General features: G+C 48.3%; 13 protein-coding genes. 3 read left to right on the top strand and 10 right to left on the bottom strand.

Annotated features, from left to right (window positions below; all coding sequences use genetic code 11):
- Window positions 1-377: 377 nt before the first annotated feature.
- The 7 genes from BMY78_RS21165 to BMY78_RS21135 form a co-directional block, all read right to left on the bottom strand.
- Window positions 378-722: a Na-translocating system protein MpsC family protein gene (locus BMY78_RS21165; protein WP_024632855.1), complete on the bottom strand. Its 345-nt coding sequence runs from the start codon at window positions 720-722 to the stop codon at window positions 378-380.
- 203 nt (window positions 723-925) lie between these two features.
- Window positions 926-4,594, bottom strand: a complete 3,669-nt coding sequence (locus BMY78_RS21160) for a GH32 C-terminal domain-containing protein (RefSeq protein ID WP_090903634.1) — start codon at window positions 4,592-4,594, stop codon at window positions 926-928.
- 278 nt (window positions 4,595-4,872) lie between these two features.
- The gene (locus tag BMY78_RS21155) at window positions 4,873-5,763 is read right to left on the bottom strand and encodes an ROK family protein (RefSeq protein ID WP_090903365.1); all 891 of its coding nucleotides are present in this window, start codon (window positions 5,761-5,763) and stop codon (window positions 4,873-4,875) included.
- A gap of 19 nt (window positions 5,764-5,782) precedes the next feature.
- Window positions 5,783-7,264: a glycoside hydrolase family 32 protein gene (locus BMY78_RS21150; RefSeq protein WP_090903363.1), complete on the bottom strand. Its 1,482-nt coding sequence runs from the start codon at window positions 7,262-7,264 to the stop codon at window positions 5,783-5,785.
- Window positions 7,265-7,360: 96 nt separating this feature from the next.
- Complete coding sequence (locus BMY78_RS21145; RefSeq protein WP_090903361.1) at window positions 7,361-8,968, bottom strand: ABC transporter substrate-binding protein; 1,608 nt, start codon at window positions 8,966-8,968, stop codon at window positions 7,361-7,363.
- Window positions 8,969-9,024: 56 nt separating this feature from the next.
- Entirely contained in the window at window positions 9,025-9,906 is an 882-nt protein-coding gene (locus BMY78_RS21140) for a carbohydrate ABC transporter permease (RefSeq protein WP_062321441.1), read from the bottom strand.
- Window positions 9,907-9,922: 16 nt separating this feature from the next.
- On the bottom strand, window positions 9,923-10,816 hold the full coding sequence (locus tag BMY78_RS21135) for an ABC transporter permease (protein ID WP_240342996.1): 894 nt from the start codon (window positions 10,814-10,816) through the stop codon (window positions 9,923-9,925).
- A gap of 506 nt (window positions 10,817-11,322) precedes the next feature.
- On the opposite strand from BMY78_RS21135, the gene BMY78_RS21130 reads away from it, so the two are divergent.
- Entirely contained in the window at window positions 11,323-12,384 is a 1,062-nt protein-coding gene (locus BMY78_RS21130) for a LacI family DNA-binding transcriptional regulator (protein ID WP_090903357.1), read from the top strand.
- A gap of 166 nt (window positions 12,385-12,550) precedes the next feature.
- Here the strand turns inward: BMY78_RS21130 and BMY78_RS21125 are convergent, their stop codons facing one another.
- Genes BMY78_RS21125 through efeO form a run of 3 tightly spaced genes read right to left on the bottom strand, consistent with a single transcriptional unit; the run spans window position 12,551 to window position 16,642 of the window.
- Window positions 12,551-14,449, bottom strand: coding sequence for an FTR1 family iron permease (locus BMY78_RS21125; RefSeq protein ID WP_256222244.1), 1,899 nt, complete (start codon window positions 14,447-14,449; stop codon window positions 12,551-12,553).
- A 14-nt stretch (window positions 14,450-14,463) separates the two neighbouring features.
- The gene (gene efeB / locus BMY78_RS21120; protein WP_090903355.1) at window positions 14,464-15,744 is read right to left on the bottom strand and encodes an iron uptake transporter deferrochelatase/peroxidase subunit; all 1,281 of its coding nucleotides are present in this window, start codon (window positions 15,742-15,744) and stop codon (window positions 14,464-14,466) included.
- Between the two features lie 4 nt (window positions 15,745-15,748).
- On the bottom strand, window positions 15,749-16,642 hold the full coding sequence (gene efeO / locus BMY78_RS21115) for an iron uptake system protein EfeO (protein WP_090903353.1): 894 nt from the start codon (window positions 16,640-16,642) through the stop codon (window positions 15,749-15,751).
- A gap of 303 nt (window positions 16,643-16,945) precedes the next feature.
- On the opposite strand from efeO, the gene BMY78_RS21110 reads away from it, so the two are divergent.
- Window positions 16,946-17,860, top strand: a complete 915-nt coding sequence (locus BMY78_RS21110) for a zinc ribbon domain-containing protein (protein ID WP_090903351.1) — start codon at window positions 16,946-16,948, stop codon at window positions 17,858-17,860.
- Window positions 17,861-18,127: 267 nt separating this feature from the next.
- Window positions 18,128-18,865: a DUF3105 domain-containing protein gene (locus BMY78_RS21105; RefSeq protein WP_177185827.1), complete on the top strand. Its 738-nt coding sequence runs from the start codon at window positions 18,128-18,130 to the stop codon at window positions 18,863-18,865.
- The last annotated feature ends 51 nt before the right edge of the window (window positions 18,866-18,916 follow it).

The following is an 18,916-nucleotide window of genomic DNA, read 5'->3' as shown; positions in this document are numbered from 1 at the left end:
TAAAAGCTTTCTGAAAGAAAGCTGCATCGAAAGCATACGCTTCGCCTTTATTCCCGGATTTCACCTTTTCTAAATACAATCAAAGAAATCTGGGAATAACAGCGATCGGAAGGTTGTTCTGTCATCGGAGTGCCAGTGTGAATATTTGTTAGTTGGGCTCATATAGTTCAACTTAAAAAAACAAAAAGAAAAGCATTCTTGTATAAACAAGAACACTTTTCTTCGTAAACAAAGGAAAGCGACACCCGCTGCCGGTACATCATCGGTTTCTGCTTCAGAATCAATCCGAAGTCAGACGCCATCATATGAAATTGTTCGGAATCAGAATGATGAATTAGAATCGTTCGCAACACATGCATCGAACCTGTCGATCCATCCTATGCTTGTTCCAATATCACATTCGTAATGGCCCACTGCGTGGACGCATCGTAATCCCGTAATACAGCTTCGATTGGCAAACCCATGTGCTGCTCCAACTTCTCCCTGAATTTCTTCTTATACAAGACAGACATGCGGAAGTCCACTTCCAGCTTCAAGCCGGGGGCCTCCCCTTCCAGGGCGTCAGAGCGCGGTGAACGTCGGTGCTTCGCGTAGAAGGTCACAATGTTCTGATCAATGGTCACTCTCAGGAGAGTGGTGCCAAAGCCGAACAGTTCCTTCGAAATTTCGTTATAATACTGGCACATCTTCTTCTTGCTCTCATTGCTGTCCAGCAGTTCCATGAACTCACCCACATCATTTACTACCGTACGTTCGACGTGTTAACACGATTGATTATACATATATCTACGATTTTAGGCAACCCAAAAGATATAGTTAACATGCAAATAACACATAAAAGCGAACGATAGGTATAAACTAGCGAAAACAATTCGTAAATGTTCACCGTAAGCGTGCTTGGAGATAACTGCACCCCTTTTCTCTATTATTGTTGCTTAATAACCCACTTTTGATACTCATTCTCTTGACGATACTCATCCATTACCAGCTCAGCCCCATCCTCGGATATGCCAAGTGCTTTCCCGTTATGAGAACTTGTAATGCGCATCGTCCCGTCCTCATTCTTTGAAATGTTCCAGCGTTGATTCGCATAACCAAGATACGAATAGAGCTGAATACGATTCTGTCCTACATCCCAATCAAGAGACATTCCGCTCAAGGTTCGAATGGAGTAAGAGCCGGAATCATCGCCTGTCGGTACAAGTACCCATTTGAAGCCTTCACTTGCATTCTCTGTCTCCTCAGCAACCTTTATCACTTCTCCTGCTTCAGATGGAACAGCCTGCACCGTAACGGGACGTCCTGCGTTATAAATCATCACCTGCTCCAATTCTGCTTTCTTCCTATGGATTGCATTCACATTCTGGAAGGACGCATTCCCACCGAACACATGAAGTCCAAAATGTCCTTCGGCAAACGTTCCATCCTGAAGATCCAGGACTCGCTCACCGTCTACATCAACCTGGATTCGAGGACCGTTCGCCTGAATCTGGATGTGATACGTATGATCTTTACGAACGAATCTCGGGATTTGAGCAAGTACCTGTCGATTTTCGATTTTTCCATCCACTTTATAAAATAGCCGGATGGACTTCAGGTTCGGGTCCATATTCAAATAGTAGCCGCTTCGTCCATCCTCACTTGCACGGAATACAATAGAACCTGCTCCCCCCTGTGCTCCCAGCGTCAGATCAGCATCATATTGAAAATCCCCTGCCGTTTCCTGTGCGATATATTGTGTATCTCCACTATAGTTGCCCTGTATGCCTTGTTTGGAAATAAGCCATTGGGCCGATGACTTATCCGACTTCCAGCCGGACAAGTTGGTATGGAATATGCCACTGGATACCGTTATCGGTATTTGGGCAGAAGCTTTGCCGTCTGCCGTTGATACCGTTACTACTGCTTCGCCTCCACCCACAGCTCGAACCGTCGCTTTCGTTTTATCAGAATGAACGATTTGCACCACTTTAGGATTGCTTACCTTCCATTTCAACGTTTGAGTGGCACCTTTTCCGGGTCTGCCTTCCACCGTGGCGTACAGCGTTTGTGTCTGCCCAACATTCGCCGTTCTTCTTTGTATATCTGCAATAACCTGAGCCTTGGAGGAAGTGCTCTTTCTCCAGATGTTATCTAAGGCGTACACCTTCATGGAGCTCACCTTCACTTCCCCACCCAGGCTATAGAAAGCCATTGCCCTTCCCGCCGGATCTGGAAAAATGACATCTGAGAAGGCAACCTTGCCATCATTACCAAAGACCTCTATAGAGGATTCATCGACGAATATACGTAACTTCACCTTTCGATTTTCAGGTTGTAACGGGGCCTCGTGTACCTTGGTGAATAAGTCGGAGAAGCTTACGTCCCCCGAAGCGGTGCGATCCACGAACATGTTCTGCGTATTTACTCTGTATCCTACGGTGGTCTTCTGCCCTTCTCTTTGACGCAGTTGAAAGCCAAACTCGGTTACAGAGCTGTTAGCCGGAATTTCCACTTCAGCTTCAATCTCATATGCCCCTGCCGTTAGCCCATCAAGCGGATTTTTTGTTTTTGGGCCAACGATCATTTGTTGTGCACTATACAGGTTATGCCGCAGTGTCTGGAGTTCAGTGATTGGTGTTTGTACCAAACGTACTCCTTCATCCGTGGTTCGAAGAGAGATTTCTCTTGGTATGGTCAGTTGCCCTTTCCATGAGGAAGTTGGGAATTCAAACGGATAATCCCAGTTCGTCATCCATGCCAGCATGATTTTCCGCTGGTCCTGCATATTCGCAAAGGACATCGCTGCGTAGAACTCCTTACCGAAGTCCGTTCTCAACACTTGCCCCGACGGATGATCGTTCAGGAATTTCCCATCAGCTGTTAGCTGGCCTACAAAATATTCCGCATCTGATCCCTGAGTTTTCGGATTGGCCCCTGTACTGATCATTAGCACCCACTTACGTTGCCCCGTTCCATCTACAGGCAGCTGAATCAGATCGGGACACTCCCACACACCACCTCGAACATAATCGCCATATCCGAAGTTATCGGTTAAGGTCCAATCGAGCAGATTGGTTGAAGTAAAGAACCGGATGTGATCCCCGCCGGACACCACCATCACCCAACGGTTGTGATCTTCATCCCGGACGACCTTCGGATCACGGAAATCCCAGCTTCCCGGATCATCACCATTCTTGCCCGGATTCTCAATGACAATCGGACGATCTTTGGCGTATTGCCAATTCCGGCCTTGATCAGTACTATAGGCGAGGCCGATACGCTGATTGCCACCAGGTTTATCTGGATGATAGGAAGTGTAGTACGCAATCAGACCTTTTCCGCCCGAATCCGTGAACAGACCGGAGGCATTATTCAGATCAGCAATTGCTGATCCCGACCATACATGGCCCTGATCATTCCAAGGTAACGCAATAGGTAAACGCTTCCAATTTACCAGATCAGAACTGACGGCATGAGCCCAGGTGCCTCCATCCTGATGAAACAGATGATATTCTCCTTCGTAATAGACCAGCCCGTTTGGATCACTTGCCGATCCTCGAATCGGAGAATAATGGTACTGGGGACGATAGTTTTCTTTATAGTACACCGACTCTTCCGTTACATAGATATCCTGAAAATAAGCGATGCCTTGTTGCACGACAAGTCCAGCATTTCCATTAGCGTAGCTTTTATCTGTTACCTCAACAGCCGCAGGCGTGTACCCATCTACATAGATTTGAATCAAGCTGCCCGAGGCTATAACTTCGATGTGATGCCTCGCTCCCGGTTGGCTTGGAACCTTGCTATTCGAGCTGGCGAGCACGGTACCGTCCGCTTTTCGAAGTTGCACCCGAACTTCTTCTCCTTCCCGAATCAGGGCTGCTTCATATCCCTTCGTTCCATCTGCATTTGCCCTGAATAGCAGCGCTGCTGAGGTACTCGCATTGGCAAGAGATATATTTCCTTCATATACAAAATCAGATGTCGCTTTCTCGTAAATGACCCTTCCTTTCCCCTGCGCGTTTGCTTTCCCTTTATATCCTTTCAAATCCGGCTGCCATTCACCTACGCTGCTAATCGTTTTGCCGATATTGCCATTCATTGTACTAACCTGCACATTCTGGAACAAAGCCGACCCATCCCATACATGGAGCCCCAGATTCCCTGACGAGTAGGCACTGTCTTTCACATCAATCACCGGGTCATACCGATTATCCCAATATACCTGAAGGCTTTCTCCGTCCGCCTTCACTTTCAGATGATAGATACTCCCAGATTCCAGGTTTTCTTTATGTTCTACATTTAACGTTCCCGGCTGTCCACTGGCATCTCTTAGACGTATTACACCAGCCTGAGGAACCACTTGCAGCATATATGAAGACCAACCTGTATCATTGGATCGAAAAACAAGACTTGTATCCGCTTTCATATTCTGAATCATCAAATCAGCTTCAAAGATAAAATTATCGGCTCGTGTAGCCGATATGGCCATCACATTCTCCCCGGCGTCCGAAGTCAGACGAAGTCCATCATCCGTATCTTCCAGATTGCCTCTACCTTGCAATGTCCAATCTGACAAATTCGTTATTGCCTTAGACACTTTGGTTAACATTTGAACCACCTCCCCCTGTTTTGCTGATTCCTTGGAGGTCTGTTCTATCCTTTGCGAGGCAGTTGTCTCCATAACAGATGTTGTGAAATAGGCTCCAGCAGCAGAAGATCCAAGGACACATGATAATAGAACACAACCAATGGAACGGAAGATGATTTTCATGAGCATTCCCTCTTTTCATATAGTAGATGAGACAAAAATCCCACAAAGGGCGGCGCAGTCTCTTAGATAAGTGAACCTGCATCCGCCCCTTCTGGGACGTCCATACATATCAAACGCTATGAAACATATGTTTCATGCTGCAATGCTTCTAAACCCAATGCGAGGGCACCGCATAGTCCTGCGTGCTGGCCCAATCCAGGCTGGACAATATATTGGTCAATATGTTGCGTTATTGGGGCTGCATTCACATAACCATTCAGATTCCGTACAACCTGATGCCGGATCATGGGAAACAGATGACTTTGCTGCATCACCCCTCCGCCCAAGATGACCTTTTGAGGGGAGTGAAGCAGAATGCCCGTTGTGATGGACTCCGCAATGTAAAAGGATTCGATCTCCCAGGCCGGGTGGTCTGCCGGCAGTTCGCTGCCAGGGCTCTGCCAGCGGGCTTGAATGGCTGGCCCCGCAGCCATTCCCTCCAGGCAATCGCCATGATACGGACATAATCCGGCAAAATGATCCTCCGGGTGCCGTCTCGTCCGGATGTGTCCACCTTCCGGGTGCAGCATTCCATGCACACGTTTACCTCCCGCCACAAGCCCAATCCCAACACCTGTGCCAATCGTATAATACACACAATTGTCCAGTCCCTTTGCTGCTCCCCAAGTGACTTCTCCAAGGGCCGCTGCATTCACATCCGTATCCCATCCGAAGGGAATCGGGAATTCACGCTTCAATGACCCAATAACATTACAGTTTTCCCACCCTGGCTTGGGCGTTGTCGTAATGTAACCATAGGTGGGGCTATCCGGTTGCAGATCAATCGGACCAAAGGAGCCGATCCCGATCGCCACCACTCCTTTGTCCCTGAAATAGTCGATCACCTTCGCCAGTGTGGTCTCGGGATGTTCCGTTGGAAAGCTGCACCAATCTTCAATTTCCCCTCGTTCGTTACCTACACCACATACAAACTTCGTTCCACCGGCTTCTATTGCTCCTATACGCATCTTACTGTCCCCCTCACGATCATTCTGACTGACCTTCAACTCGGATGGGGGATAGCTCGTAGATATGAAGCGAAGCAAATACTAAATCCTTATTTTGGGACTGAACAGAGATTCCCTTGGAACCCGCATCCGGATAGATCAGATCGGTAATAACCGCTTGACCGTCATTGGCAAATACCTCTACAGATGAGTAATCCACATAAATACGCATATGTTGGTTGCTGTCCACTGCTTTTAATCCCGCTGCATGGCGGCCCAGGAAATGTTCATGGAAATCGCTAATACCCGATCGACTGCGATCAACATATACCTCATTCTGGCTAGCGTCCACGCCGATGAGCGTTTCGTTGCCTGCACCACTTCGTAATGCAAATTGAACAGATTGATCAGAAGCCCATTCCGCATATATCTCATAGTTTACAAGGCGCAAAGTATTCAACTGTTCACTCACTTGTCTAATAGAAGCATTCTGTAAGGACAGTACTGGGGTGCGGGCTTGCTCCAACTCGCGTGCAGGACGCTGAACCAGCAGGACTTCCCCGTCCCTTTTCTCCAATGTCAGCTCTCTCGCAATGGTCATCGCGCCGCGGTATGCTTCGGTTGGTGTCTGATTGGCATACATCCAGTTGCTCATCCAACCCATAAACAGGCGTCTGCCGTCTTCTGCCGGAATGTCAGACCAACTGACCCCTGCGTAGTTATCCCGACCATGATCAAGCCAGCGAACGGTATGGGAAGCTTCATCAGGAACAAATGTAATCCCATTAAAATCTCCGGTGAAGTATTGCGTTCTGGAGCCTTCCTTGAAGGCCGGATCTGCACCAATGCTGACAAGCATCACCCATTTCTCCTGGCTTGCATCCCCATCCACGGATAGAGGGAACAGATCAGGGCACTCCCAGACGCCATCATGCGAACCGATCCCGGCGCCGAATTCACTGCCCAATGTCCACTCCTTCAGATCGGGAGAATGGTACAGACATACCGTCTGACCACAAGCGATAATCATAATCCATTCCTTGGTCTGCTCATGCCAGAACACTTTGGGATCACGGAAATCCACGAATGACTCATGCTCCAGTACCGGATTGCCCTCGTATTTCATCCAAGTTCTGCCGCTATCCTTGCTATATGCGAGGCTCTGCCGCTGAATCGGATGATCGTTTGGCACCTCCTGATGATGGGTAAAAATAGCCACCAGTCCTGGCTCATCGTCAAAGAATCCAGACGTATTGTTCCAGTCCACCACGGCACTGCCAGAGAATATCATGCCATGTTCATCCGGCGCCAAAGCCACAGGAAGCTCTTCCCAGGTCACCAGATCCTTGGTCACCGCATGTCCCCAATGCATCGGTCCCCATGTGGTGCCAAACGGATGATGCTGATAGAACAGGTGATACTCACCTTTGAAAAATACCATACCATTGGGGTCATTCATCCACTTCTCCTTGGGTGAGAAGTGATAGACGCCCCGGTAATCGGTTGTTGAAATGGTAGACATATTGGTTTCTCCTTTGGATCAAACCTTTGAAGAGGACACTTTGCTTCACTCACGCACCTTAATGCTAGTAAGGCAAAGCTCCTCATCCAGTTTGTTTTATTGGGTGTTGCGGTCATATCCCGCTTGTTTAATCTGCAGCCACTCTTGCAAGCCAAGACGATCCAACTCTTTCAGATAAGCGTCCCACTCCTGATCGATCTTTCCATTCTGATACCATTCCGTGCGCATACGCAGCACATAGGCGAACAAATCCGTCTCAATGGTGGAAAGGCGGTCGAGTTCATCGATCGAGAAGAACACGCTTGGATAGACGTTTTCTGCTTTCATGTGTGGAACCATATATTTATCGAGCAGTTCCATACGCCATGCAGCATCTTCCGGTTTGGTTGTGTATTTGTCATAGTAACTGTCTAGAATAGCCAGCGGTCCTGCAATGCTCGTTTTCTGTCTGAGCTCAACAGGTGCAGCGCCTTCCAGCGGAAGATGCTTCAGCATGCCTTTGGCTTCATCCAATTCAAAAATATTCTGTTGTGTCTCATCACCGTAAGTTCCCCAGTTGTTCTGCACGGATTGGAGCGGATCGTACAATTGGTCGACCCACTTCGCTGTGGATTCCAGATTTTTATTGCTGCTCGTAACAACCATGCGTCCTCGGTCTAGACCGATACCGTTTGTACGTGCGACATTAATTTCTCCATTCGGTCCGGCGACAGGAGGCAGAACATCATAGGTATCATTCATGCCTGTAATGTTGGCCTTATCCCAAGTGAAGTACATACCATATTTGTTGTCTTTGCCCTTGGCCAGATACGTATTCCAATCCTGCTGATATGCTTCCACATCCACAAGACCTTCCTGAACCAGTTCGTGAATGTATTTGACCGCTTCCTTGTAGCCTTCATCAGCTGCCGTAAAGACTACTTTTCCATCGTTGGTCACCACGGTGTGGTCCCAGTTCTCCCCGAGTCCAAATGCTGCAAATAGAAATGTCAGATCTTCTCCGCCCGGCTTGTTAATGAAGGACAACGGAATTTCGTCAGCCTTGCCATTGCCGTTCGGGTCCTGGGTTTTAAACGCAATCAGCACTTGTTTCAGTTCTTCGGTTGTCGTTGGCATCTTCAGTCCGAGCTTGTTCAGCCACTCCACGTTGATCCAAGGTAAGTCATCAACCGCCTGTATGCGCTGCTTGCCACTTCCGAGCTCCTCAATCCAGGGAAAGGAATAAATATGTCCGTCTGGAGCCGTAATCATGCTCTTGTATTCGGGAGCTTCCTCCAGCACCTTTTTCAGGTTCGGCATGTATTGCTCAATCATGTCCTCCAGTGGAATGATGGCACCGTCCTTCGCCAGTTTCAGGAGATCATAATCCCCATAACCTGCGTCAAAAATGGCATCCGGCAAATCACCGCTGGCTATCGCCAGGTTTCTTTTCTCCGCAAACACATCACTCGTATAGTTCTTCCAGTTGATATGCACATTGGTTTTCTCTTCGAGTCTCTTGTTAATCAGCTTCTCGTTCGGATCAGCAGGGGCCAGCGGAGAACTCTGTGTTATAAAATTCAATGTCACTTTGCCATCAGGTGACTGGGCTTCACTTGCCGCACCGCCTCCTCCCCCGCCACACGCCGAGAGCAGGAGCATGGCTGACAACATGGAGATGGATGCCGTTGTAGCGGCTTTTCTGGACTTGTTCACTTTTTTCATGATAATGACCTCCGTGGATTATGTTGGGTCGAGCGCGCTATATTTCAGACTGTTCACTATTTGAGCGAACCTACCATGACACCTTTTTCGAAGTATTTCTGAAAGAACGGATACATGATAATGAGTGGCAGACTCGAAATGACAATGGCTGAATATTTGATCATTTCCGAGAGACGTTTCAGTTCCGCCATCGCAAGCTGATCACTGATCATGCCCGGTGCAGCCTGATTCTGAATCAGAATGGAGCGCAGAACAAGCTGGAGCGGATGGAGGTTCGGATTGTCCAGATAGATCATGGCGTCAAAATAGGAATTCCACTGGCCTACAAACGCGTACAACGCGAGAACAAAAATGATAGGTTTCGATAACGGAATGACGATCTGGAAGAAAATCTTCATCTCGGAGGCACCATCCACATTGGCGGCTTCTTTCAGTTCTCGCGGCACCCCTTTGAAGAAGGTTCTGGAGAGAATGATGTTCCAGACATTGACTGCGCCTGGGATGATAATGGCCCATACCGTATCCAGCATGCCTAGATTACGAACAAGCAGATAGGTCGGGATCAAACCGCCACCGAAGAACATCGTGATGATAAAAATAATCATGAAAAATCCTCGCCCAGCCAGCCTTTCATCAGACAAGGCATACCCTGCAAATATCGAGACGGTCACCGTCACTAGTGCAAAAGAAACCGAGTACAGCACCGCATTGGCAAACCCTCGAATCATGGCCGGATTGGATAGAATCATCTGATACCCATCCAGACTCCAGTCGGATACATTGAAGGACAGCCCGCGGTTCAGCAGTACCGTCGGGTCCATGAATGAGGCAACGACGATATAAATCAGGGGGACAACCACAACCAGTACGGCACAGGTGAGAAAAATCGCGTTCAGCGTGAGGATCAGTCGATCCAGTCCCGTATGTTTGACTACCATGGATAACACTCCTTTCCTAATAGAGGCCTTCGCCTTCATTCAATTTCTTCACGATCAGATTCACAGTCACCAGCAAAATGACATTGATGACGGAGTTAAATAATCCTACTGCCGCAGAATAAGCGTAATCTCCGGACTGCAAGCCCACCTTGTACACATACGTGGCAATGATTTCGGAGGAAGGCAAGTTCATGGATGTCTGCATCAGGTAGGCCTTCTCAAATCCAATCGACATGATCCCGCCAGCGGCAAGAATAAATACGATGGCCATAATCGGTCGAATCGTCGGAAGGTCGATATGGCGAATACGCTGAATGAGATTCGCTCCATCCAGGTTGGCTGCATTGTGAAGTTCCGGATCGACATTGGCCAAAGCAGCGACATAAATGATGGAAGCCCAGCCCGCCCCGGTCCAAATATCCGACAAAATGTATATCCAGCGGAAGTATTCCGGTTCGGACATAAACATAATAGGATGCCCTGTAATTGCTGTGGCTATCTGATTGATCGGCCCTGTTGGGGATAGAAAGATAAACAGCATACCCACAACGACAACTACCGAGATAAAGTTGGGTGCATACAGAAACAATTGGATGTTTTTCTTCACTCCGGCTTTACGTACCTGATTGAGCATGAGAGCAAGCAAAATCGGGACCGGAAAGCTGAATATCAATCCAAAAAAACTGAGTTTAAGCGTATTCATAAAGATGACGTCAAAATTGGGCGAAGCCAAAAACTTCTCAAAATGCTTCAAGCCTACCCACTCACTGCCCATAATACCTTTGATCGGACTAAAATCCTTAAATGCGATAATGGCTCCGTACATCGGGATGTATTTGAAGACAAGGGTCAGGATCAGAGCTGGTGCGAGTAACAAGTACAAAAAATAATTCTTTTTGAACTGCTGCATCCTGTGACCGGTAGATGCCCTCTCTTTCAACGCCCTTCCTGTACCCTTTTTGGTATCCACTGTGTTATCCAACACATTACCTCCGTTCATTCCTGAAGTTGACAATTGTTTGCAGTAAGGGCTTTCAATATTTACAATTGCTCATTTAATAATTTACAATTTATCAGGTAATCTAGGCATTAGTCAATACATTATGTAAAAAATAATTGTGCATTTGATAACATTTAGTGTGTTTTCCAAGTTCTAAATGTGCATTTCATTGTATATATAACGTTTGTTTATTTCCCTTCAACCTGTCATTCCCCTTATCAGCAGTAGGATATTTCAAACTAATGATCATTTGTAACAAAACTTCTGAATACATATAAAAGCGCTTAATTTAAATTAAAAATGTAAACTTAATTGTGCATATGTAAAATCGAGATTGCTATTTGTTCCGATCTATTATACATTTGACTAAGATAATACTATGGACGACGATATGATCATTAGAGGTGAAGCACTAGATGGCAAAAGAAAAAGTTACGATACAGGACATCGCAGATGCTTTGGGCATCTCCCGGAATACAGCTTCCAAAGCCTTGAATGATAGCGGAAATATCCCGGATGAGACACGTAATCGTGTAATTAAAAAAGCAATTGAACTTAAATATAAACAGTTTGCCTATATGGAAAATGAGCATGTTCTAACCAAAGCTCCAAACAATATCGCCCTGTTAACGGAGAATCTGCCCAATACATCTCACTTTGGTTCGATGTTAATCAGTGGTCTGGAGAAAAGAATCAGCGCAGAGGGATACAATCTCTCCATTCATATCGTACGTGAGGTTGATCAGGACTCACTTACACTTCCCAACAATTTTGATATTTCCAACGTGGACGGTATCATTTGCATTGAGTTGTTCAATCTGAAATATACTCAGCTTATTACCGATCTCGGAATTCCCACGATCTTCATCGATTGCGCTTCCGACATCTGTTATCCGGAATTTCATGCAGATTTGCTGCTCATGGAGAATGAGCACAGCACGTATCAGTTAACCAGAAAATTAATTGAGAGCGGCTACAACCATGTTGGATTTGCCGGGGATTACAATCATTGCAAAAGCTTCAATGAACGTTGGGTAGGATATCAGCGGGCGATGCTGGAAGCGAGGCTGCAGGTCGATCCATCCCATTGCATTGTGGATGATGACCGCCTGTTTTTCTCAAAGCCTGGCTGGTTGAACGAACGCGTGGCAGAGCTGAAGTCGCTGCCTGATGCGTATGTGTGTGCCAACGACTTTATCGCAGTCGACTTGATCAGAGCTTTGAGAGCGAGGAATGTTAAAGTGCCCCAGGATATCGTCATATGCGGATTCGATAACGCACCTGAATCACGAATTATTGAGCCTGCATTAACGACGGTTCATATCTACAGCAACGAAATGGGCATTAAGGCTGCGGAGATGCTGTTATCCCGGATTGATCATCCGTCACAGCCTTATCAGGTCTCGCATATCGTAACCAAACCGATCATACGGGAGTCCACACCCACACTTATGAAAGCCAATCCACAGACCGTTTAACTTATCTCATAGATCTCTAAAAAAATAAATAGCCGTATCTTTCACGCAGAATAGAACGTGAAGGATACGGCTTTTTCTATAGGGACTTATAGATGCCCTTTTTATGATGCGGTCAAAATATGACGCGAGCAGGACGCAGCCTCTAATCGGGATTCGTAGCTCTGTGCTAAACGGAGGCCTTGGATGCTCCTTTGGCTGAACGTACCTCTGTACGAATCAAATTGAAGATCATAAAGACGAGCACAACGAGTTGTGGAATAAAGGTCTCCCATGTCGGATACATACCAAGCCAGCCAATCGTCGGCAGACTCGGTGCGATATGAGCCCCCAGCGCTGCTGAGACTTGAAGGGAGTGAATACTCTCTCCAAGGAAACGAAATACCAGATAATAGATCAGCAGCGTAGCGGTCAGGAAAAACCATCGTACAGGCAGACGTACACTGAACTGAATAATGGCTACAGCTAATACAATCAGGATGAGCAACGCTGCCCCCATACCGATCAACATCTGCGAGGTCTCAATTGCAGGCGCCATGCCGATATAAAAGATCGCCGTCTCCGCACCTTCCCGCAATATGGCAAGACCCGCCACAGCGAAGAGTGACCATAGACTTCCCCGGGCCAGTGCACCACCTACCTGTCGCTGTACATAGCTATTCCAGGAGCGGGTATTTGATTTGCTATGCATCCAATGCCCAACCGTCAACATTAGTACAACGGCTGCAAGCCCCGTATACCCCTCAATCATCTCCCGTGTGCTGCCCGATGATGCCACAGCAAGAGTCAGCGACAGTACAACGGCTAACGCCGCACTAAGCAGCAGACCACTACCGGCACCAGCCCAGATCCAGCGCCGGGCCGCAGTCTCGCCACTCTTCTTGGCATAAGCGAGCAATGCAGAGAGTACCAGAATGGCTTCCAATCCTTCGCGAAGCAAAATCAATGCCGCATCCCATGCCGTGTATGAGGTGGTAGCCGTTAACGGCGCCAGCCGATTGATCATTCGGGTTATAACCTCGGTTGCCTTCGCCGTATTTGGCGGATTGGAGACGACATATCCCGATGCTTCGGCCATTTCATTCTCAATGGCCGTATATGAAGCTGGAGATGATATCTGCACCTGACCTTCAACCAAAGGCCAGGCCACGATAAACTGCTCCAATCCGGTTGCAGCAGTAGTGGTATCCCCGGCTTGAATCTGCTGCTCTATTTGCTCCAATAATTTCAGCAGGTCGGACAATGAAGAAACATCGGAGGATGCTGACGTATCCTCAACTTCCCCTTCCTTGAGGGTCCCTGCAATGTAATCTGTGAGCAACGTGACCAGTTCCTGCATACGCGCTGTTGCCTGTTCTTCCTTGCGGGGCTCGGCCTGCATTGCAATGCGAACCAGACTGATGTCTTTCTCCAACTGGCTGTATACGCCAAAATGATCCTGACGAATCGGAGCTTCGGTGCCTTTCCAGGCCGTAACAATCCGTTTATAGGCAAGCTCTGCCAGGGTCCAATCGCCCTGTTCCATTGCACTCAAGCTTTTACGTGCGTCTGGCAGCAGCCTTTCAGCCGCTTTACGGCCTGCATCGTCGCTCTCTTCTGCCACCTGAAACGCCTCAATGTACTGATTGGTCGCACGGGCAAGATCCGCCAATGCTTTCTTGGCAGCATCAGAATCATTGCTCGACAGTGCCTGTTCCGCTTTGGACAAGGCTTCACCTACAACGCTGGCGGCCGTCGCAACCTGATCTGCGTTCTGTTCCGGCACCAACGTGCTGGCAGCATCCCACAGTTGCCGGAACTCAGCGACATCCTCCGTCGCTTCTGTCAGCTTGCCCTGTCCCGCTTCAACCAAGGCGCTGCCCACAGGCGGCAATAGACTATCCAGTTGTTTTTGCACAGACTGCTCATTGTTTTGGAGCCCTTCTCCAGAAGCATGTGCCATGCCAGGTAAGCGAATTACCCCGGACCCCACCATCAGGAACACCAGCAGCATCAGCAAGGAGCGCATCAACCTTCCTTTGTACATCCGCCGCTTCTGCGCCTTCCGATCTGCGATCCTGCCCATCATTGTCATCCTCCCCATTAAATTAAGGTGTCCCCAATATATCCGCCATTCATAATTCCCGGGAAACAGGCAAATACAGCACTGCCTGTGTGCACGGTATATTCGTTCAGCTTGTCGTTCTTTGCCAGTCGTTTCTGAATCGGAATAAACTGTTTCTCCAGGTCCCGTTGATAGCTAATGAACAGCAAACCTGCATCCAGCTGCCCGGTCTTGGCATCGAGCCCACTCGAATACGAGTAGGAGCGTCGTAAAATTTGCTGACTGCCGTCCCCCTTCGCGAGACGCAGATGTGACGTTGCCGGAATTACAGGCTGCCCATCGGCAGACTTGGCCTTCAAATCTACCGGATCGAACTCGCCGCGGCTGCCGAGCGGCGCTCCGCTGTCCCGGTGGCGTCCAAATGTCGCCTCCTGGTCCTTCAGTGTGGAGCGGTCCCACACCTCCACACGCATGCGAACCCGGCGGACGGCCATATAGCTGCCGCCAGCCATCCACCCCGGACCGTCAGCCGGCTGCGCCCAGACGGTCTGGTCCATCAGCACCGCATCCGTTGTATCCGGATTGCCGGTGCCATCCTTGAAGCCGAGCAAGTTGCGCGGTGTTCCACCCCCAGGGTCAGCTCGGCCCGTGCGCTGGAAGCCTTCCTGCGTCCAGCGCAATACCGCATGCCCGCGTGCGATGCGCGCGAGATTGCGGATGGCATGGAAGACGACCTGCATATCGTCTGCGCAGACTTGCACGCACAGGTCGCCACCACACCACTGCGGGTCCAGCGCATCTCCGGCGAATGCCGGCAGATCGCGCAGGCCCTTGGGCTTCCGGCCCTGCAGCCCGAAGCGCCCGTCAAACAAAGAGGGCCCCACACCAAACGTCAACGTGGTTCGTGACGGTGTCAGGCCTGCCGCTTCGCCCGTATCGGTGGGGGGCGTATTCAGCGTTGTATTATGTTCGCCAATCATCTCTCCGGCGGCCATGGCTGCGGCAGCCGCCGTCCAGTTCTTGAACAGACGGCGGAGATCATCCGCACTTCCCGCCGTCACATCAAAGGCGGCGAAGCAGATGAAATCCTGAGCCGGGGTAATAATGCCCGCCTGGTGCTTGCCATAAAAGGGCAGGCCTTTGTCATTCGGCGAGGCTTGCTCCACAGCGGACGCCGGACTCTTTTTGCGGCCCAGCGCCATCAGACCGCTGGCACCGCCTCCGCCCAAAAGCAGACCCAATCCGGCCACGCCGGTCAGCTTCAGCATTTCACGCCGTGACAACGGCTTTTTCAGCGAATCCTTTTTCTGCTCGGTCATCGTTCTACACTCCCAGTACTTGTCCCATATTCGACAGCGGCTCGGCCAATGCATCCAGGTTCTGACTCAACTTCTTCACGTCTTCATCCTTCAGCTTCTCATAGGAAACGTATCCGTCTCCATCCTTGAATGGAGCAAGCTCTTTCTCCAGTGCATCGAATCGGTCCGCAATTTGCTGATTCAGATCCTTGTCTTTGGCAGCCAGATCATCCTTGAGCAGGTTATAAATCTCGCGTGCTCCCTCTACATTCGCTGCAAAATCATACAGATCCGTATGGGAATAACGTTCTTCTTCACCGGTTACCTTGCTGGAGGAAACCTCATTCAACAGTTCTACCGCACCCGTTACCATCAGACTCGCATCGATGTCCATCGTCTCCACTTTGGCACGCAGGAGCTTCGCATCACTCAACAAGGTATCCGCAAAGTCAGTCATGCCTTCGGTCGTTTTGTCTTCCCAGAGCGCTTTCTCAATCCGGTGGAATCCGCGCCAGTCGGCAGCCTCCACATCTCCGTCACGTGCATCGATATTCGGGTCCAAATCCCCAAGTGCCTCGGCTACCGGTTCAATACGTTCATAATACATACGAGCTGGTGCATATAATGATTTGGCAGTCTCCAGATCACCAGCTTTCACGGCATCCGTAAACTTCTCCGTTTGCTTCACGAATTCATCAATCTGCTCAATTGCAAACGTGCGATAGCCATCCACTGCGGTTGTATAATCGCTCCCGGCCGCTTCCTGATCTGCTGCATCCGTAGTTTCTGTGGAAGTTTGATTTTCGCTTTGAGCAGCAGGTGTTTCTGCCTTGTCCGTAGCCGCTTCATTATTGCCGCAAGCGGCGAGTAAAACCGAAGTTGCCAGCACAACAGCCGGCAGTGCCAATATTTTTTTCAACACGATACACTCCCCATTGGTTAAACTGATATGGTTGTACACCTGCGATAAATATGTCGATGAGTACAAACCCTTAGATTAACGTTCATTTAATGATAATGATTATCAATTTCGGTAAAGACATCATAATTCCGGCGCATACTTATGTCAATATGAAAATAAGAGGACCTGTTTAATCAATACTCAGGTGGAAAATACCGGGTATTAATTCCCCTGAAAACATAGACAAACTTCGTCATCACCCGTTAAAATGAGACAAAATGTCTATATTATCTTAATTTTATGAAATTGGAGGCTCATGCCATGAAATGCCCAGTATGTAATCATGAAAATGGAAATGCCAGCTTTTGCGAGAGGTGCGGCGCTAATCTAACTCCTTCTTCCCCTACTGCAAATTCCGCTCAGGAGCAACAATCCGCTGCTGCCGAACCTGAATATACCCGTTGGTCGAGCACACAGGCGACACCTCCTCACGCTCCCATTTCTCCCAACACACCTTCTGCTTCCAGACCTGTACAACATGCATCCGACTCTTCCAGCACAGAGGGCGCTTCAGCTTCAGGAAACAACAACACCAATCAGTGGAACAACATTGTACAAAATGAGAAAGTTCAGCAAGCCAAAGAAGTAAGCAAACAGTATCTATCCTATTTCCTTAGTGTGCTCACCCGCCCTTATCAAACCATGAAAACCGTTGGTGAACAGCATTCTCTTAACGGTTGGATCACGATGGCTCTGATTGCGGTTCTATCCTCTACATACTTTTTGATTACATTCGCCCGGATGGATATGGACGGATTGTTCATTGGTGGGTTTATCAGACCACTGTTGTTCACCGCCATTTCATTGGTCGTAGCGATCGCGTTGATGTATGCCATACTTAAGATTGAAAAAATAACGTTCCGTCCCAAAACACTGGTTGCCCAGTTCGGTACATTGCTTGTGCCCGCTGTAGCGTCGCTCGTTCTGGCAAATCTGTTTATTGTTATCTCGTATTCCATCGCTATCTTCTTCCTCATTGTCTCGTATTTGATTATCTTTGTATCTCTTAACACGGTGCTGTTCCAGTATCCGCTGAATCGTACGAAGGCAGCCATCGATAGCATGTACAGCGTGTTGATTGCCAATGTGGTATTGTTTTTTATTCTCTCTCGCTTTCTGGGCACTACAATCATTGGATTGATTAGCCTGATGTATTCTCCATACGGTCGTCTGTAGCATCTAATTTAAAAGCTCTTACGAAGGCTCTCCCTCCTTATCCGAGGAGGGTCTTCTTTTGTTTCAGCGTCAGCAGATTGCACTCGTTACATTCCATACACTATAATGTGTAGTGTAAAGGTATGTTCTTTTTTACGTAAGGATATGAGGTGAGAACCCCCCCCATGCTTATATGGGATCTGTACCATTTTCATTAACACTACATTATGTAGTGTATTGTTATGATCATTCATTTTATTACGAAGGGTAGAGGAAATCGATATGGACATGAATATGAATCATATGCAAATGGACCACGAGGCAGGCACATCCTACCTGTGGCTTATCGTTGGGGCAATCGTTCTATTGTTCTCCATCGCAGCTTATATCTGGTCTTCACGCACCCAGAAGTCTGTACTGGCACATATGAAGAAGAATGAACGAGCTGTGATTAAAAAGAAAACCCGATCCATCCGCATGGCTGCTCATGCACTACTGGGGGTGTCGATCATTGCGTTTGTTCTTTTCTTCATGCAGGGCGCACTTACTACATATGATGTTGCGGATCTGAAGGCTGGTGCTGCGATCGACGTGACCGACGATAAATACTACGGTGCCGATCATACGGAAGAACCGATTCAATATGAGATGACCATCCCGACGTCGGGGCCTCATAACCCGCATGATATCAAGTTTGGATTTTACACCGATTTCCCCGGCTATCCATATCTGGTACATAATCTGGAGCATGGGGATATCATCATTTATTATCGTGAGAACGCAAGTGATGAGCTGAAGGAGCATCTGAAATACCTTGCCAAGTTCCGCAAAGCTGGATCAGGTATTCTCGCTGTACCGAACAAGGACATCCCTGAGGGCAGTGAGGTCGTTGTGACGGCATGGACCAAAACGATGAAGCTGGACCAATTCGATGATGCCAAAGTAGGCACTTTTATTAATAAATATATTAACCAGGGACCAGAGAAGATCCCTGCCTCCATCCGCCAAGGTGGCGGGACGATGTAATATTTTAACAACAAATATGCGATTGTTATCGTCTAGAAAGACGAGACAATA

Source organism: Paenibacillus sp. OK076 (assembly GCF_900110055.1).
GTDB lineage: Bacteria > Bacillota > Bacilli > Paenibacillales > Paenibacillaceae > Paenibacillus.
This window is presented reverse-complemented; position numbering and strand designations above follow the sequence as displayed.

Excerpts from the sequence above, each read along its gene's own strand:
- BMY78_RS21165 (WP_024632855.1), bottom strand. The coding sequence starts at position 722 with ATGGAACTGCTGGACAGCAATGAGAGCAAGAAGAAGATGTGCCAGTAT.
- BMY78_RS21160 (WP_090903634.1), bottom strand. The coding sequence starts at position 4,594 with ATGTTAACCAAAGTGTCTAAGGCAATAACGAATTTGTCAGATTGGACA.
- BMY78_RS21155 (WP_090903365.1), bottom strand. The coding sequence starts at position 5,763 with ATGCGTATAGGAGCAATAGAAGCCGGTGGAACGAAGTTTGTATGTGGT.
- BMY78_RS21150 (WP_090903363.1), bottom strand. The coding sequence starts at position 7,264 with ATGTCTACCATTTCAACAACCGATTACCGGGGCGTCTATCACTTCTCA.
- BMY78_RS21145 (WP_090903361.1), bottom strand. The coding sequence starts at position 8,968 with ATGAAAAAAGTGAACAAGTCCAGAAAAGCCGCTACAACGGCATCCATC.
- BMY78_RS21140 (WP_062321441.1), bottom strand. The coding sequence starts at position 9,906 with ATGGTAGTCAAACATACGGGACTGGATCGACTGATCCTCACGCTGAAC.
- BMY78_RS21135 (WP_240342996.1), bottom strand. The coding sequence starts at position 10,816 with ATGCAGCAGTTCAAAAAGAATTATTTTTTGTACTTGTTACTCGCACCA.
- BMY78_RS21130 (WP_090903357.1), top strand. The coding sequence starts at position 11,323 with ATGGCAAAAGAAAAAGTTACGATACAGGACATCGCAGATGCTTTGGGC.
- BMY78_RS21125 (WP_256222244.1), bottom strand. The coding sequence starts at position 14,449 with ATGATGGGCAGGATCGCAGATCGGAAGGCGCAGAAGCGGCGGATGTAC.
- efeB (WP_090903355.1), bottom strand. The coding sequence starts at position 15,744 with ATGACCGAGCAGAAAAAGGATTCGCTGAAAAAGCCGTTGTCACGGCGT.
- BMY78_RS21110 (WP_090903351.1), top strand. The coding sequence starts at position 16,946 with ATGAAATGCCCAGTATGTAATCATGAAAATGGAAATGCCAGCTTTTGC.
- BMY78_RS21105 (WP_177185827.1), top strand. The coding sequence starts at position 18,128 with ATGAATATGAATCATATGCAAATGGACCACGAGGCAGGCACATCCTAC.